This window comes from Betaproteobacteria bacterium (assembly GCA_016791345.1).
Taxonomy (GTDB): domain Bacteria; phylum Pseudomonadota; class Gammaproteobacteria; order Burkholderiales; family JAEUMW01; genus JAEUMW01.
In genome coordinates this window covers 1-16,189 of the sequence record JAEUMW010000277.1, presented here as the reverse complement: position 1 = coordinate 16,189, position 16,189 = coordinate 1, and the positions used below count along the sequence as shown (strand labels likewise).

Annotated in this window: 14 protein-coding genes; 6 read left to right on the top strand and 8 right to left on the bottom strand. The window is 65.9% G+C overall.

The features are described from left to right. On the top strand, positions 1 to 868 hold an 868-nt coding region (locus tag JNK68_11090; GenBank protein MBL8540905.1), incomplete at its 5' end, for an EAL domain-containing protein. Between the two features lie 93 nt (positions 869 to 961). Here the strand turns inward: JNK68_11090 and bchJ are convergent. Beyond that, complete coding sequence (gene bchJ / locus JNK68_11085; GenBank protein ID MBL8540904.1) at positions 962 to 1,582, bottom strand: bacteriochlorophyll 4-vinyl reductase; 621 nt, start codon at positions 1,580 to 1,582, stop codon at positions 962 to 964. 436 nt (positions 1,583 to 2,018) lie between these two features. Between bchJ and JNK68_11080 the strand changes: the two genes are divergently transcribed. From JNK68_11080 to JNK68_11070, 3 genes are all read left to right on the top strand, one after another. Next, positions 2,019 to 3,380 (top strand): beta-glucosidase, encoded by a 1,362-nt coding sequence (locus tag JNK68_11080; GenBank protein ID MBL8540903.1) that lies wholly within the window; start codon positions 2,019 to 2,021, stop codon positions 3,378 to 3,380. Positions 3,381 to 3,396: 16 nt separating this feature from the next. Further along, positions 3,397 to 4,908, top strand: coding sequence for a hypothetical protein (locus JNK68_11075; GenBank protein MBL8540902.1), 1,512 nt, complete (start codon positions 3,397 to 3,399; stop codon positions 4,906 to 4,908). A 235-nt stretch (positions 4,909 to 5,143) separates the two neighbouring features. Continuing rightward, the gene (locus tag JNK68_11070; GenBank protein ID MBL8540901.1) at positions 5,144 to 8,332 is read left to right on the top strand and encodes a discoidin domain-containing protein; all 3,189 of its coding nucleotides are present in this window, start codon (positions 5,144 to 5,146) and stop codon (positions 8,330 to 8,332) included. 35 nt (positions 8,333 to 8,367) lie between these two features. Here JNK68_11070 and JNK68_11065 read toward each other — a convergent pair whose 3' ends face one another. Then, positions 8,368 to 9,393 (bottom strand): patatin-like phospholipase family protein, encoded by a 1,026-nt coding sequence (locus tag JNK68_11065; GenBank protein MBL8540900.1) that lies wholly within the window; start codon positions 9,391 to 9,393, stop codon positions 8,368 to 8,370. A gap of 75 nt (positions 9,394 to 9,468) precedes the next feature. Further along, the gene (locus JNK68_11060; GenBank protein ID MBL8540899.1) at positions 9,469 to 9,993 is read right to left on the bottom strand and encodes a phasin family protein; all 525 of its coding nucleotides are present in this window, start codon (positions 9,991 to 9,993) and stop codon (positions 9,469 to 9,471) included. Positions 9,994 to 10,112: 119 nt separating this feature from the next. Here JNK68_11060 and JNK68_11055 point away from each other — a divergent pair, with 119 nt between their 5' ends. Both JNK68_11055 and JNK68_11050 read left to right on the top strand, forming a co-directional pair. Beyond that, positions 10,113 to 10,535, top strand: coding sequence for an ACT domain-containing protein (locus tag JNK68_11055; protein MBL8540898.1), 423 nt, complete (start codon positions 10,113 to 10,115; stop codon positions 10,533 to 10,535). A gap of 270 nt (positions 10,536 to 10,805) precedes the next feature. Continuing rightward, the gene (locus tag JNK68_11050; GenBank protein MBL8540897.1) at positions 10,806 to 11,936 is read left to right on the top strand and encodes a YncE family protein; all 1,131 of its coding nucleotides are present in this window, start codon (positions 10,806 to 10,808) and stop codon (positions 11,934 to 11,936) included. Between the two features lie 10 nt (positions 11,937 to 11,946). Here the strand turns inward: JNK68_11050 and rquA are convergent, their stop codons facing one another. From rquA to frdA, 5 genes are all read right to left on the bottom strand, one after another. Beyond that, positions 11,947 to 12,789 carry a rhodoquinone biosynthesis methyltransferase RquA gene (rquA, locus tag JNK68_11045; GenBank protein ID MBL8540896.1) on the bottom strand — a complete coding sequence of 281 codons (843 nt, stop codon included), beginning with the start codon at positions 12,787 to 12,789 and terminating at the stop codon, positions 11,947 to 11,949. A gap of 210 nt (positions 12,790 to 12,999) precedes the next feature. After that, complete coding sequence (locus JNK68_11040; protein ID MBL8540895.1) at positions 13,000 to 13,341, bottom strand: fumarate reductase subunit D; 342 nt, start codon at positions 13,339 to 13,341, stop codon at positions 13,000 to 13,002. Positions 13,342 to 13,343: 2 nt separating this feature from the next. Next, positions 13,344 to 13,736 carry a fumarate reductase subunit C gene (locus JNK68_11035; GenBank protein MBL8540894.1) on the bottom strand — a complete coding sequence of 131 codons (393 nt, stop codon included), beginning with the start codon at positions 13,734 to 13,736 and terminating at the stop codon, positions 13,344 to 13,346. Further along, a complete protein-coding gene (locus JNK68_11030; protein ID MBL8540893.1) occupies positions 13,733 to 14,494 on the bottom strand; it encodes a succinate dehydrogenase/fumarate reductase iron-sulfur subunit in 762 nt (253 codons plus the stop codon). The genes JNK68_11035 and JNK68_11030 overlap by 4 nt, the downstream gene beginning before the upstream one ends. Beyond that, on the bottom strand, positions 14,491 to 16,189 hold a 1,699-nt coding region (gene frdA, locus JNK68_11025; protein ID MBL8540892.1), incomplete at its 5' end, for a fumarate reductase (quinol) flavoprotein subunit. The genes JNK68_11030 and frdA, both read right to left, overlap by 4 nt.

Sequence of the window (16,189 nt, the reverse complement as noted above, 5' to 3'; positions counted from 1 at the left end):
CCTGGCAGATGCCGCGTGCCAGGCCGCTGCCCTGACGGAGGAAGGCTACTGCGTCGCGCAGCCGCGCCAGACGCCCTCGATCACGCGCACTTCCGAGCTGGCGGACCTCGTGCGCGAAGCGCTCAGGACGAACGCGCTCGAGGTGCACTATCAGCCTCAGATCGATGTCGCCACCGGACACTGCGGTTCCGCCGAGGCGCTGGTGCGCTGGCCGAGCAGCGACCCGCGGGCGCTGTCCGCAGCGCTGATCGCGCAGATCGCGGAAAGCACCGAGATCAACCACTCGTTCACGCTCTTCATCCTCAACACGGCCTTGCGTCACACCGTGTGTTTCCGCCGTAGCGGCGTCGATGTACGCATGAGCGTCAACGTCTCGGCCAATCTGCTCAATGACGACGAGCTGCCGGAGATTCTCTCGCAGAGCCTCGATGCCTGGTCGGTTCCGGCGGAACTGCTCACGGTCGAAGTCACCGAAGGGACCATCGTGAGCGACGTCAAGCGCTCGGTCCAGGTGCTCGATCGCGTGCGGCGCCTCGGCGTGCGGCTGGCCATGGACGACTTCGGCACCGGGTATTCGTCGCTCGCCCAGTTCAAGCGACTGCCGTTCGACGAGATCAAGATCGACAAGCTGTTCGTGCAGAACATGCTGCAAAGCCGGGGCGACGCGCAGATCGTCCGCGCCATGGTGGATCTCGCGCACAACTTCGGGCTCGTCGCCGTCGCCGAGGGCGTCGAGGACATGGCCACTCTCGACAAGCTGCGCGAACTGGGCTGCGATCTGGCGCAGGGCTACGCCATCAGCAAGGCGTTGCCCGAACCGCTTTTCCGCGATTGGTGGGCGCGGCGCCGGGCAAAGTCAGCCCGTTAGCGATCCGTCACACCGACTTCGTTCTGCGGTTTCTCCCGGACGTCTTCCGCTGCGCCCGGCAGCGGCCCCAGCCTTCGTCGTGTGCCGGACGCCTTACCATTTGACCTCGAACAGGCAGGCATCCGCCCCCATGGCTTCGCATTCCGTCTCACGGACGACCGCGCCAGGATCGACCAGTCCGCGAAACAGGCGCTGAAAGGTCGCCGCGTAGTAGTCACAGAGCGGTTCGTGGGCGATCGATCCACAGCAGACGAGGCAACTGCTGATCCAGATGTGCAGGGGGCGCCCGGTGCGTGCGGCAAAGACGCTGCTGCCCGAGAAGGTCCAGGCATGGCGGCGCAGTGCGGCGAGCAAGAGACGACTCGCGACCCTGGAGGGCAGCGCCCGCATGACGAACTGGACCACTCGTGGGATGCGTTCGCTCAGCAGATAGTCGCCGGTGGCAAAGCCCGCTGCACGCGCGACCCAGCGGGCGCGCTCCAGGCCGAGTTCGGCGCGCAGGACGCGGTGCAGATGCTTCACTTCGCGTTCGTCGACCATCTGCCGCGGTGGTGAAACGAGATACCTCTCGATCCCGGCAGAACGAAAGAGCCGCGCGGTTCCGCCCTGGCCGACCTGCAACCGCAACGCATCGGCCACGCGGGTGATCGCATTCGGCCCGATGCGGCCAATCCGCTTTTCGCGGATCCTGTGTTCGCTCGCTACAACAACCATTCGGAACCTCCCCTTTCCCGTACCTGGCCCGTTCCCGCACGACTCACGCGGGACCCGTCACCCCGTCAGGACGCGATCCTTGCCAGTCGGTCGCCGCGCGTGGCGGCGATTTTCTTCTTCCAGATTCCGGGGCGTGCTTCGATTCTATCTCGGTGGCGCGCAACAGTGAAACCCGGCGGTCGCCCCTGACCCGGCCGCGGCACGCATTCCCTCCTCCTGTGCAAGCGCGCCCGCTCGCCAGTTTGATCCTGATGGTGCCTCGATTTCGGGGCTCGATCGAGCCCGCGCCGGAACCCGGCAGCGACTGCGGATGCCTTTCCCGGGCATGCGGCTCGTCTCGGGCGGACCGTAGCCGATTCGTTTCGGCTTGAATGCACCACGATCGGCCCCTAACATAGCCCCTTTTTGCCAACTGGCAGCCGCCGGCGCGAACACCTTGAGTCCTCAAGACGTCTTTCCCAGCGATTTTCTGTGGGGCGCCGCGACATCGGCCTACCAGATCGAGGGTTCGCCGCTCGCCGATGGCGCCGGTCCCAGCATCTGGCAGCGCTTCGCACACACCCCCGGCAGGACGCATGACGGCGACACCGGCGACGTCGCCTGCGACCATTACCGTCGCTGTCGCGACGACGTCGCGCTGATGCGTGCACTCGGCCTCAACGCTTATCGCTTCAGCATCTCTTGGTCGCGCGTGATGCCGCAGGGACGGGGTGCCGTGAATCCGGCGGGCCTCGATTTCTACGAACGCCTGGTCGACAGCCTGCTCGAGCACGGCATCGAGCCGATGGCCACGCTCTATCACTGGGATCTCCCCGCCGCGCTCGATGATCGCGGCGGCTGGCTCAACCCGGATATCGCCGGTTGGTTTGCGGACTACGCACAGGTCCTGTTCCGCCGCCTCGACGATCGCGTGAAGCTGTGGGCGACGCTCAACGAGCCTTGGGTCGTCACCGATGCGGGCTATCTGCACGGCGTGCACGCGCCCGGCCATCGCAGCGCTTTCGAGGCGCCGATCGCGAGCCACCACCTGTTGCGCGCCCACGGCGCGGCAGTGCGGGCCTATCGCGCGGAAGGCAGGCACCGCATCGGCCTCGTCGTCAACCTGGAGCCGAAGTACCCCGCCTCGCGGTCCGCGGAAGACGTGGCGGCCACCGTGCGCGCCGATGCCTACATGAACCGCCAGTACCTCGACGCGGTGTTTCTCGGCAGCTATCCCGCGGAACTGCGCGAGGTCTTCGGCGCGGCGTGGCCGGAATGGCCCGAGATGGACTTCGCGCAGATCCGCGAACCGATCGATTTCCTCGGCGTCAACTACTACACCCGGAGCGTCACCCGCCATGATCCGGCGGCGTGGCCTGTCGCGGCCGTGGCGGTGCGCCAGATGCAGGCCACCTACACGGAAACCGGCTGGGAGGTGTATCCGCAGGGTCTCACCGACGTGCTCGTATGGGTGAAGGAGCGCTACGGGAATCCGCTGGTTTACATCACGGAGAATGGCGCCGCATTCTACGATCCCCCGACCGTCTCGGGTGACGCGCCCGCAGATCCGCTGCGTGTCGACTACCTGCGAAGCCATCTGCGCGCAGTGCGCGCGGCGCGTGCCGCGGCATGCAATGTGCAGGGATACTTCGCTTGGTCTTTGCTGGACAATCTGGAATGGTCTCTCGGTTTTTCCAAACGCTTCGGTCTCGTGCACATCGACTTCGAGACCCAGCGCCGCACGCCCAAGGCAAGCGCACGTTTCTACTCGCGTGTGATCGCAACACACGGAGGTGTGCTCGATGAGTTCGCGAGTTGATGCTGCACCCGACATCATGCTGCCCACTCTCGATCAGCCAGCCGGCAAGAAGCGGGCGTTCCCAACGCCATTGCGCTGGCTCATCGCGGTGCTGGTGCTCGTCGCTACGATCATCGCCGTCGCGAGCCGCTTCCTCCCCTCAGCCACAGACACCGCCCCGCCCATCTTGACGACGAAACTGCCGCCGCTGTTCGACGACATCGAAGCGCGCACCTTCAACTATTTCTGGGACCTGGCCGATCCGAAGACCGGGCTCGTTCCGGATCGCTGGCCGACGCCTTCGTTCGCGAGCATTGCAGCGGTCGGCTTCGCGCTCACCGCATACCCGATCGGGGTCGAGCGCGGCTACGTCACGCGCGAAGCGGCGCGCGAGCGTGTGCTCACGACCTTGCGCTTCTTTCACTTGGCACCGCAGAGCGAGAGCGGCACCGATGCCGCGGGATACAAGGGCTTCTTCTATCGCTTCCTCGACATGAAGACGGGTCTGCGGTCGGGGCCGATCGAGGTCTCCACCGTCGACACCGCGCTCCTTCTCGGCGGCATTCTCTTCGCTCAATCCTATTTCGACGGGAAGGACGAGAAAGAAGCCGAGATCCGACGCCTGGCGGACGAAATCTACCGCCGTGTCGACTGGCGCTGGGCGCAGGCGCGACCGCCCGCGATCTCCCACGGCTGGGTCCCGGAGACGGGCTTCATCGAGCACGACTGGCTCGGCTACAACGAGGCGATGCTCGTCTACATCCTGGCGCTGGGATCGCCCACGCATCCGGTCGAGCCCGTGTCATGGGAGGAATGGGGACGCGGCTACGAGCACTACTGGGGCGAGCTCTACGGCCAGCCGCACCTGACCTTCACGCCGCTTTTCGGGCATCAGTACTCGCACGTCTGGATCGATTTTCGCGGCATCGTCGACGGTCCCATGCGCAAGGCCGGCCTCGACTACTTCGAGAATTCGCGCCGTGCAACCTACGCACAGCGCGCGTATGCGATCGCCAACCCGATGCGCTGGGTCGGCTACGGCGAGAACATGTGGGGACTCACGGCGAGCGACGGCTCGGCCGATATCGAGCTCGAATACCACGGCGAGATGCGGCGCTTCCGCACCTACAGCGCCCGCGGCATCGGCATGGTGTACTCGGTCGACGATGGCACGATCGCCCCGACGGCGGCCGCTGCCTCGCTGCCCTTCGCTCCGGAGATCGTCATCCCCACCGTCGAGAACATGCACGACCGTTACGGCGAGTTCATCTACGGCAAGTACGGCTTCCTCGACGCGTTCAACCAGAGCTTCGACTACGACGTCCCGCTCACGCACGGTCGCGTCATCCCTGGCTTCGGTTGGGTCGACAGCGATTACGTCGGCATCAACCAGGGACCGATCATCGCGATGATCGAGAACCAGCGCACCGGGCTCGTCTGGCGCTACATGAAGACCAATCCCTACATCCGGCGCGGACTGGAACGCGCCGGCTTCACCGGCGGCTGGCTCGATGAGCCCACGGCAGTCGCCAAGGGTACGCCCCGCTAGCGCCGCGCCGGCGGCGGAACCGGTCGTGCCGCCTTCGCGCTCGATCATGCGCAGCCTGACGCGCCTTCTGCCGCTGTTCTTCCTCAGCACCTTCCGGGTGTTGGATCGCGAGGGCGAAGTCGTCGAACGCCTGCTGTTCGAGTTCGCATCGATGAACACCTGCTTGCGGTCCCGCTGGTGCTGCTCGCGCTCCAGGAGCATTGCATCCAGTGGCCCTGGCTCGGCAGCGTAAGGGATGAAGTGGGTCTGTCACCTCGCGCTCTGGCTCGGGTTTGCACTGACAAGCCCGGGCGCGATCGCGGCCCCACAGGGAGGTTCGATGCAGCTCCTCGATGATTTTCACGACCTCTCGCCCTGGCAGGCTGCGGCGTCCAACGGCGTCGGGGCGAGTCTGCGCGCAGTGCCAGGCAGCCGGGGCAAGGCGCTGTGCCTCGATTTCGACTTCGGCAGCGTGTCCGGCTACGCAGTCGCACGGCGCGAGCTGCCGCTCGACTTTCCGCAGAATTTCGAGTTCGTCTTCGGGCTGCGCGGTGACGCCCCGCCCAACGCGCTTCAGTTCAAGCTCATCGACGCGAGCGGGGAGAACGTCTGGTGGGTGAACCGCCCGGACTTCGCATTCCCGCACGAATGGCAGAACGTGCGCTTCAAGCGCCGGCACATCGAGTTCGCCTGGGGGCCGACAACCGATCGCGAGCTGCGACACACCACGACACTGGAGCTGGTCGTCGCACGCGGTCAGGGTGGCGGCAAAGGTTCGGTCTGCTTCGAGCAGTTGACGCTGCGCGAGCTGCCGGCGGCGTCGGTTGCTCCCACAGCGCCCAAGTCCAGCGCGACTTCCTCGCTCGCATCCCACGCACCGGCTAGCGCGCTCGACAGCACGGCCGGCACCGCCTGGCGCAGCGATCCGGCCGACGGCGCCGAACAGACCTACACCCTTGATTTCCAGGAGCCCCGCGAGTTCGGCGGGCTCGTCGTGCGCTGGCTGCCCGGTCTGCACGCCTCGCGCTATGACATCGAGTTTTCCGACGACGGCGCGAACTGGCGCACCGTGCGTCAGGTGAAGAACGGCGAAGGCGGAATCGACCCGCATCTGCTGACGGAATCGGAAACCCGTTTTCTGCGCCTGCGGCTCGTCGACGGCCCGGCGCAGGCCTACGGCATCGCCGAGATCGAGGTCAAGGATCTCGCCTTTGGCGCCTCGGCCAATGCCTTCTTCTCCGCGATCGCACGGGACGCGCCGCGCGGCCATTACCCGCGCGGCTTCTCCGGCGAGCAAAGCTACTGGACCGTTGTCGGCATCAACGGCGGCACGGTGCAGGGACTGCTTTCGGAAGACGGCGCGCTCGAACCCGGCCCGCGCGCGCCCGCGCTCGAGCCATTCCTGCTCACCGAACAGGGGCTCGTCACCTGGGCGGACGTGACACCCGAGCACTCGCTGCAGGACGACTATCTGCCGATCCCGACCGTTACCTGGCGCACGACCGATCTCGCGCTCCATGTGACCGCCTTCGGCATCGGCACGCGTGCGCAATCCGCACTGGTGACGCGCTATCGCATCGAGAATCGCACGTCGCAGCCACGCAACGTGACGCTTGCGCTGGCCTTGCGTCCGTTCCAGGTCAATCCGCCGACACAGTTCCTGAACACGACGGGCGGGGTCGCGCCAATTCGCGCCCTGCGCTGGGATGGCAGCGCGCTGGCGGTCAACGGCGAGCGCCGCTTCTTTCCGCTGACCGTACCCGGGCACATCACGCTTGCCGACTCGGCAATCGGAAGCCTTCCCCGGCTGCTCGATGGCCCCACTGCAGCGGCCGGGGCCGGCGTCAGCAATGACGACGGATTCGCCTCCGGCGCGCTCACGTATCGCCTCGAACTGCCACCGCACGGAAGTCGAGAGATCGGCATCGTCGCGCCGCTCACCGGCGAACCCTTGCTGCCCGCAGTGGACGCGGGCGCGTGGCTCGCACAGCAGCAGGACGCCACCGCCGCCGCGTGGCGCTCCGAGCTCGATCACGTCCGCCTGCGCGTGCCGCCGGCGGCGAAGCCGATCGCGGACACCCTGCGCACGGCGCTCGCGCACATGCTCTTGAGCCGCAACGGTCCTGCGCTGCAGCCGGGCACGCGGGCATATGCGCGCTCCTGGATCCGCGACGGCGCCATGATGTCGGACGGGCTGCTGCGCCTCGGCCATGCGAGCGTCGTGCGCGAGTACATCGACTGGTTCGTGCCGCACCAGTTCTCCGACGGCAAGGTGCCCTGCTGTGTCGATCATCGCGGTGCCGATCCGGTGGTCGAGAACGACAGCCACGGCGAGCTCGTCTATCTGATCGCGCAGTACTACCGCTACACGCACGACCGCGACTGGCTGGCCGCGATGTGGCCGCACGTCGCTGCCGCCGTCGGCTACATGAACGCGCTGCGGGAAAAGGAACGACGCGCGGAGAACGAGACGCCGGCGCGCCGCGCGTACTACGGCCTGATGCCGCCGTCGATCAGCCACGAGGGTTATTCCGACCGGCCTGCCTATTCCTACTGGGATGACTTCTGGACTGTCGCCGGCTACGCCAGCGCCGTGGCGATCGCCGAGGCGCTCGGCAGGCAACAGGACGCCGCGACGTTTGCCCGCGAGCGCGACGACTTCCGGCGCGATCTGGATGCGTCGATCCGCGCCAGCATCGCGCAGCACGGCATCGACTACATTCCCGGCAGCGCAGATCGCGGCGACTTCGACGCAACCTCCACCACGATCGGTCTGTCGATCGCAGGCATGCAGGCAGCACTTCCGCAGCGGGAGCTCGACCGCACCTTCGAGCGCTATTGGCAGGCTTTCCTCCAGCGTCGGGGCGGATCGACCGAATGGAAGGATTACACGCCGTACGAACTGCGCAGCGTCGGCGCTTTCGTGCGGCTCGGCCGCCGTGATCGCGCCATCGAACTCGTCGACGGGCTCATGGGGGACCGCCGCCCTGCCGGCTGGAACCAGTGGGCCGAGGTCGTCGGGCGGCTGCCACGCGAACCGCGCTTCATCGGCGACATGCCGCATGGATGGATCGCGTCCGATTTCGTGAGCGCTGCGCTCGATCTGTTCGCCTACGAGCGCCAGAGCGATGGCTCCATCGTCCTCGCCGGTGGCGTCCCGACGACATGGCTCGCGGGCGACGGTATCGCCATCGCGGATCTCAGAACGCCGTACGGCAGGCTGAGTTACGAATTGCGCAGCACCGCGCAGGCGATCACCCTGGATGTCGCTGGCGGCCTCACGCCGCCGCCCGGGGGCCTCGTGTTCGCGTGGCCATCCGCCGGTGAGCCGTGGCGCATCCACAGCCAGACCGGCGATCGACTGGGCTGGAAAGATCGCGAGGTGAGACTGCCGCGTGCGCCGGCTTCCGTTTCGTTTCAGCGGCGCACACGAGACGCGAAGTAGCGCCGTGCGCGCTCATCGTCGCGGCGGGCCGCTGCTCAGCGCAGGAAACTGTCGAGGCGAAACGAAGAGCGCTCGCCGATCAGCTCGAAATTCTCCTCCAGCCATTGGTCTGCGCGCTTGCGCCCCTCGTCGTGCAGGGCGTTGAGGAAGGCCGGATGCGTGTTGAGCCGGCTCATCGTGCTCAACTGACTCATCAGCCTCTGCGCGTCGATGAGATGCATCTTGAGCTGCCGCAGCCGCCGCTCCAGACGCCCCAGCGGAAACAACGACCGCTCCGCCTCGCGGGTGGCGAGTGCCAGCCCCTGCAACTCGGTGAAGAACGACGAGCCAAAGCTGATCTCGTTCAGCCGATGCCAGATCTCCTCCGTGGTCTTGGGCACCTCGGCACGACGCGATGCGTTCAGGACCACGACGATGACATCATGCGCCGTGCAGCGATGCACCAGCGGGTAGATCGGCGGGTTTGCCGCGAGCCCGCCATCCCAGTACGCCTCGCCATCAATTTCCACCGCCCGCTGGATCGACGGCAGACACGCCGATGCAAGCAGCACGTCGATGGTGAGATGCCGGTTGCGGAAGAGCCGCAACGTGCCGGTGGTGACGCGGGTGGTCGCGATGAAGAGCTGGATCGGGCAGCTTCCCCGCAGCCGCTCAAAGTCGATCTGCTGCGAGAGCACGTCGCGCAGCGGGTCGAGTTCGAAGGGATTGAACTGATACGGCGAGACGAAACGCGCCAGCGCGAGAAAGGCCTGAAAGGCCGCGGTTGGCCGCGCCTCGGCGTCGATCTTGAGCGCCGTTGCCCCGTCCCCCGGGACGACGGCAAAGGACGCAGTGCTGGCAACGCTCTCCCAGAAGGCCCTGAGCGCTTCGCGTGCGCCCTTGCGACCGCCCACGGTGTAGCCATGGGCGAGCGCGACCGCGTTCATCGCCCCGGCACTCGCGCCGCTGATGCCCTGGATCTCGATGCGCCGCTCTTCGAGCAGGCGATCGAGCACGCCCCAGGTGAACGCACCGTGCGCCCCCCCGCCCTGCAGCGCGAGCGAAACGATCTTCTTCTTCACGGTCTCCCGTCCGCCACCGGCATCCCGGCGGAATCCGCGTGTCGTGCTCGCCCACGGCGCGGGCGAGCGCGCGCCTTACCCTTTCTTGTCGGGCGATTCGCCCGCGCTCGCGCCCTTCAGCCCGAGTGCACCTCTTACCTGTCGCGCTGCGGTCTCATGCCATTCGGTGATCGCCTTGGTGAAATGGTCGAAGTACTGCTGCGCATCCGGACTGCTGCGCGCGAGCGGCTCGCCGAGCACTTTGGCCATTTCGGCCTGCGTCTGCGAAACGATGTCGAACCAGCTGCGCGTCACCTGTACCATCCGTTTCGCATTCTCCTGGTACAGCGTCGGCCATTGCGCGAGGGCTGCCGCGGAATCCTTCGTATCGAGCAGCGAGTGTGCACGCGTGGAGTTCTCGAGCAGCGACTGAATGTGCTTCGAATTCTCGGCGAAGGCAGCGTAGGCAGCATCGGTCTGCAACTGAAACAGGCGCTCGTTCGCCTCGGTCATGATCGCAGCGATGCGTGCCGCTGCGTCGCCGATCGCCGCGGGTTCCGTGTCCTTCGTTTTGTCCGGAGTGGCGTGTGGGACGTGATCGGACGGGGTGGTTTTGGCCATGTGCGCATCCTCCCATTGAAACGTCTGAATTCTTTCTAGTATAGGCCACCTGATTCGGCTTGTTTGCCCAGCAGCCATGACCTAGACTTAAAATGGGTATCACAAGAAGGAGGAATGCCATGGATCTGCTCGTGGAACACGTAGACGTTTGGGCAGCAACCATTCCCGACCGCCCAGGTGGTCTTGCTGACGTGCTCGGCATTCTGCGCGATGCCGGCGCGAACCTGCAGTCCATCATCTCGCGGAGGACACCCGACGAGCCCGGCAAGGGGATCGTCTTCGTAGCGCCGTTGCAGGGCGACCGGGAGATCGCGGCCGCCGCGCACGTCGGTTTCAACGTTACGCGCAAGCTGCATTCGGTGCGGGTGATGGGCCGGGACGAGCCGGGCGTTGCGGCCAAGCTCGCGCAGAAGCTTGCCGAGGCGGGCATCAATCTGCGTGGTTTCTCTGCCTCCGCCCTCGGCACACAGTTCGTCGCTTACGCGGCTGTCGATTCAATGCAGGATGCCACCAAGGCGATCGAAGCACTCAACACTCTGTAACCCGGTCTCCGACCGGCACGTTCCGGTCGGAGATCTCTCCTTGCCATCGTCCGGCGCACGTGCAGGCGTGCCGGTGATGCGCATCGGTTGTTCTCTGGAGTTCACGTGAAACGAAGATCCCCTTTCTCGCGGAGTGCCGCGTCCGGACTTGTCGCGGCTCTCGCATTGGCCGGGTGCGGGCGTGAGGCGTCGCCGCCCGCACAGCAGCCTGCGAGCCCGCCCGCAACAGTTGCCGAGGCGGCCCCGCCGACCGTCCACGCCGCGACGCCGATGCCCGGCATGCCGCCGGTCAAGGATCCGGCGAATCTCTACAGCGAGGCGGCGGCGAACAGGCTGAGCCCTGCAGTCGCAGGAGCGCTGTCCCGCGTCTACGTGCCCGATCGCATCACCGGCGACGTCTTCGTCATCGATCCCGCCACTTTCAAGGTCGTCGACCGCTACCGCGTCGGCGTCAATCCGCAGCACGTCGTCCCGTCGTGGGATCTGAAGACGCTGTGGGTCGCTAACAATGCCGAGGGGAGCGACCACGGCAGTCTCACCCCGATCAATCCGCTGACCGGCAAACCCGGTACGCCGGTCACCGTGGACGATCCGTACAACCTCTACTTCACGCCCGACGGGCGCTCTGCGATCGTCGTCGCCGAAGCGCACCGGCGTCTCGACCTGCGCGACCCCAGGACGATGGAATTGCAGACGTCGATCGAGACCCCCGACTGTCCGGGCATCAATCACGGCGACTTCTCCATCGACGGACGCTACGCGATCTTCACCTGCGAGTACGCCGGCCGCGTCGTCAAGATCGATCTCGTGAACCGGACCGTGGTCGGGTACCTGCAGCTGATCAAGCCGGGATTACCGACCGAGGTCGTGCGCGGTCCGGACGGCAAGGAGCAGACGATCTGCACGTCATGGAACGGCATGCCGCAGGACATCCGCGTCTCGCCGGATGGAAAGCTCTTCTTCGTTGCGGACATGATGGCCGATGGCGTTCACGTGGTCGACGGCGAGCACTTCAGGCAGATCGACTTCATCCCGACGGGTGTCGGCGCGCACGGGCTCTATCCTTCGCGCGACGGGACCAGGCTCTACGTTGCGAATCGCGGCTCGAACAAGGTGAACGGACCGCCGCGCGGTCCCGGCAGTGTGTCGGTGATCGACTTTGCCACGCGCCGCGTGGAGGCGACCTGGCCGGTCCCGGGTGGTGGCAGCCCGGACATGGGCAACGTCACCGCAGACGGCCACTATCTCTGGCTCTCGGGCCGGTTCGACCGATCGGTCTATGCCTTCGACACGCGTACTGGCGAGGTGACGATTATTCGCGTGGGCAAGGAGCCGCACGGACTCACGGTATGGCCGCAGCCCGGCAGATACTCGCTCGGGCACACGGGCAATTTGCGCTAGCCGGCTTGGGTCAGACCGTGATGACGACCTTCTGGTAAAGGCCGCCGAAGTACGTCTCCTTCTCCACCGAGGACGGACGCACGTCGGCGGGGAGCCAATCGGTCACTTCCTTCCGCCAGAGATCCATGGCGAAGGGTTCGAGCGTCTTCAGGATGGGCACCATCACGTAGCGAAACGGATTGGCGGGCGCCGGCCGATGGTAGTCGACGAAGATCACCTTGCCACCCGGCCGCACCACGCGCAGCGCCTGGGCGACCGTGCGGGCACGGGCGCGCTCCGGCTGTTCGTGCAGCAGGAAGAAGACGACGACATGGTCGTAGCTCTCGTCGGCGAAGGCGAGATCGGTCGAATCCTGGTGGTGCAGCGAAACACGGGGATCACCGCGCAGCTTCGCGCTCAGGTTTCGCAGCTGCACCGGCGCCACGTCGACGACGTCGATCCGGCCGACCGGTCCGAGCCGCTGCGCCATGTGCTCGGTGAAATTGCCGTAGACGCAGGCAATCTGCAGCACGCGGCCGTCGATGCGCCCGCCGATCTCCTGCAGGGCACCGTCGCGCAACCGTGCAAAATTCCCCCAGAGGATGAGGTTGACGAGCCATTGCCGCTCGAAGACGCGCACGCCCGCCGGATGCAGATAAGCCCACCAGTAGGTATCGGCCAGGTAGGCGGGCAGCGGCACCGTTTGCGACAGTCGCAACGCCTCGGATGGCGCAGCCGTGTGCTCGTGCGAACCGTCCTCCCCGAGTGCTTCCCGCAAGACGGCTCGATCGTCCAGAGGGTGGTGGGCGGGCGCAGTTCCCGCGTCGCCTCTGCTGGCGATTGCTTCCGGCGCGAATTCGAAGGGTGTGGGCATGACTCGTCTCTTTCCCGGCATGGTTCTCACTCGAACGGTCCCATCGTCAAAACCGGAGCCAGCACGCAACCTCACCCAGCCGGCAGGCATGCGCAACAGTCCGCCTTTCCGCCAACCGGCCGGCCAGCCGACAAGCAGGATTCAATCGCCTGTCGCCGTCCACGGCGCCCGCCGTATGCGCGGATTCGTCGCGAACGGCGGCAACGCTTCTCAGATGCGCAACAGATAGACGATTGTCGCGATCGTGCCCAATGCGGCGATCAGGTACACCACGATCGCCACCAGGGTGTCGGCGCGCACGCCGAAGTCATGCATGGTGACGCGCAGCCGGTGCGCCGCGTGCCAGAGCGAGAGGAAGATCACGCCGAAGAGGCAGAGCTTCCCGAACCAGTGCGCCGCGAAGGCGTGCAGCTTGTCGTAGGTCAGCATCTGCGGCACGTGACCGAGGGCAGCGAGCAGGGTGAGGACGATCAGCACCGGCGTGATGAACGCCGTCACCTGACCGCCACCGGCGAACAGCCCCCAGACGATCGGTTTGTTCGACTTGGCCATGATCAGAACACTCCCGCGAGAAACAGCACCGCCAGCGACAGCACTATCCATCCGCCATAGTGCACCCCGAGGACGATGCTGCCGGGAACGAACTCCTCGCCGTGCTGGATCGGCATCGCCTGCGGGGTGACGTTGAACCAGGTGAACGTGTGGTAGAGCGCGAAAGCGAGTGCAACCAGGTGGAAGAGGATGCACACCGGGTTGCGCAGCCCTTCCAGAAACGCTTCGTACGAGGCCTGCCCCTCCGACAGGTGCTTCAGCGCCACCACCAGGAGCAGCGTGTAGGCACCGATGAAGATGCAGGTGACCTCGCGCGCCATGTAGCGCATGTAGCGCGCCTGCCGAAAATACCAAGTGGTCTTGGGCACTTCACGGACATACGGTTTGCGGCTCATTTCTTCACCCACGGCATCAGATGTTCCTTGTACCAGTCGACGGTGCTCGCGACCTTCACCTGCTGCAACGCGCTCGCCGGATCGACGTGCTTCGGACAGACCTCGGAGCAGGCGCCGACGAAGGAGCACTCCCACACGCCCTCGTGCGCGGCGAGCACCTCCTGCCGCTCATCGCGCCCGCCGTCGCGCGAATCCTGGTTGTAGCGGTGCGCCAGCGCGATCGCCGCCGGCCCCACGAACTCCGGCACCAGACCGTACTCGGGACAGGCCGCGTAACAGAGCATGCAGTTGATGCACAGCGTGTACTGCTTGAAAGTCTTGAGCTCGGCCGGGGTCTGCTTGTACTCCCCCGCGCTGACCGGCTTCTGCTCCTTGGGGATGATGAAGGGCTTGACCCGCGTCAACTTCTCGATGAAGTCGTCGATCACCGTCACCAGATCGCGCTCGATGGGGAAATGCACGAGCGGTTCGACGCGGATGTCGTCGGTGTACTCGCGGATGAACGCCTTGCACGCGAGCTTCGGCTCGCCGTTGATCATCATGCCGCAGCTGCCACAGACCGCCATGTGGCAGGACCAGCGATAGGCGACGGTGGGATCGAGGTTGTCCTTGACGTAGTTGAGTGCGTCGAGCACCACCCACTCGTTCAGGCACGGCACGGTATAGGTCTTGAAGTGCGGCTCGCTGTCCGTCTCCGGGTTGTAGCGCAGCACCTCCAACCGGACTTGGCGTTCACGCTCTCGCTGAGTCTCACTCATTTCTTGCCTCCAGAGTAATCGCGCACACCGGGTTTCGACTTGGTGATCACGACATCGAGATAATCGATGCGGGGCGGCTCCTTTGGATCGTAATAAGCGAGCGTGTGGCGCAGGAAGTTGGTGTCGTCGCGAGCCGTGAAATCGAGCCGCTGGTGTGCGCCGCGCGATTCGGTGCGCTTCAGCGCGCCGAGCGCGACGGCCTCTGCGCAGTCGAGCATCGCGCCGAGTTCCAGCGCCGACAGCAGGTCGGTGTTGTAGACATTGGTCTTGTCGTGCAACTCGATGCCGGCGTAGCGGCCGCGCAGCTCCGACATCTTCTCGCAGGTTTCCGCGAGTCCTTCGTGCGTGCGGTAGATGCCGGCACCGGCTTCCATGGTGCTGTTCATCTCCCGGCGCAGACCGGAAATCGACTCGGTGCCGTTCGACTTCTGGAAGAGCGCGCGGATACGACCCTGCGCCTCGTTGGCCTTCGCCGCGAGCGCGGCTTCCTTCGCTGCCGCGGCGCCGGACTTGATGTAGGCGATCGCGGAGAGCGCCGCACGGCGCCCGAACACCAGAAGCTCCGTCAGCGAGTTCGATCCCAGCCGATTTGCACCGTTGATGCTGACGCACGCGCATTCACCGGCGGCGAAGAGCCCCGGCAGCGACGTCGCGGCATCGATGTCGGTGTGGATGCCGCCCATCATGTAGTGGACGACCGGGCGGATCGGCACCGGGTCGCTCACCGGATCGACGCCGAGATAGCTGATCGAGAGATCGCGCACGAACGGCAGGCGTTCGTTGATCTTCTTTTCGCCGAGGTGGCGCATGTCGAGCAGCACACAGTCGCCCCACGGCGTGCTCACCGTGTTCCCCTTCTGCTGCTCGTGCCAGAACGCCTGGCTCAGGCGATCGCGCGGCCCCAGCTCCATCGTCTTCAGCACCGGTTTGCCGACCGGTGTCTCCGGCCCCATGCCATAGTCCTGAAGGTAGCGATAGCCGTTCTTGTTGACGAGGATGCCCCCTTCCCCGCGACACCCCTCCGTGAGCAGGATGCCGGTGTTCGGCAACCCCGTCGGGTGGTACTGCACGAACTCCATGTCCTTGAGCGCGACCCCTGCGCGGTAGGCGAGCGCCATGCCGTCGCCGGTCTTGATCGCGCCGTTGGTGGTGAACGGGAAGATGCGCCCGGCGCCGCCGGCACAGATGAGCACCGCCTTCGCCTGGAACTGCCGCATCTGGCCGCTGCGCATCTCGATCGCGGTAAGGCCGTGACAGCGCCCCTCGTCCACCAGGAGATCGGTGGCGAGATATTCGTCGAAGCGCTGGATCGAGGGGAACTGCAGAGAGGTCTGGAACAGCGTGTGCAGGATGTGGAAGCCGGACTTGTCGGCGGCGAACCAGGTGCGCTTGATCTTCATCCCGCCGAAGGGCCGCACCGCCACCGAGCCGTCCGGCTCGCGGCTCCAGGGACAGCCCCAGTGTTCGAGCTGGATAAGTTCCTTGGGCGCCTCGTTGATGAAGTACTCGACCGCATCCTGGTCGCACAGCCAGTCGCCGCCGCCGACCGTGTCGTTGAAATGCAGATCGAGGCTGTCGTCGGGCTTGATCACGCCGGCCGCCCCGCCTTCGGCTGCGCAGGTGTGACTGCGCATGGGATAGACCTTCGAGATCAGCGCGATGGTGAGCTTCGGGTCCGTCTCGGCAAGGGCGATC

Coding starts and splice junctions, on each gene's coding strand:
- JNK68_11075 (MBL8540902.1), top strand. CDS start 3,397: ATGCTGCCCACTCTCGATCAGCCAGCCGGCAAGAAGCGGGCGTTCCCA.
- JNK68_11070 (MBL8540901.1), top strand. CDS start 5,144: ATGAAGTGGGTCTGTCACCTCGCGCTCTGGCTCGGGTTTGCACTGACA.
- JNK68_11050 (MBL8540897.1), top strand. CDS start 10,806: ATGCCCGGCATGCCGCCGGTCAAGGATCCGGCGAATCTCTACAGCGAG.
- rquA (MBL8540896.1), bottom strand. CDS start 12,789: ATGCCCACACCCTTCGAATTCGCGCCGGAAGCAATCGCCAGCAGAGGC.
- JNK68_11035 (MBL8540894.1), bottom strand. CDS start 13,736: ATGAGCCGCAAACCGTATGTCCGTGAAGTGCCCAAGACCACTTGGTAT.
- JNK68_11055 (MBL8540898.1), top strand. CDS start 10,113: ATGGATCTGCTCGTGGAACACGTAGACGTTTGGGCAGCAACCATTCCC.
- JNK68_11040 (MBL8540895.1), bottom strand. CDS start 13,341: ATGGCCAAGTCGAACAAACCGATCGTCTGGGGGCTGTTCGCCGGTGGC.
- JNK68_11060 (MBL8540899.1), bottom strand. CDS start 9,993: ATGGCCAAAACCACCCCGTCCGATCACGTCCCACACGCCACTCCGGAC.
- bchJ (MBL8540904.1), bottom strand. CDS start 1,582: ATGGTTGTTGTAGCGAGCGAACACAGGATCCGCGAAAAGCGGATTGGC.
- JNK68_11030 (MBL8540893.1), bottom strand. CDS start 14,494: ATGAGTGAGACTCAGCGAGAGCGTGAACGCCAAGTCCGGTTGGAGGTG.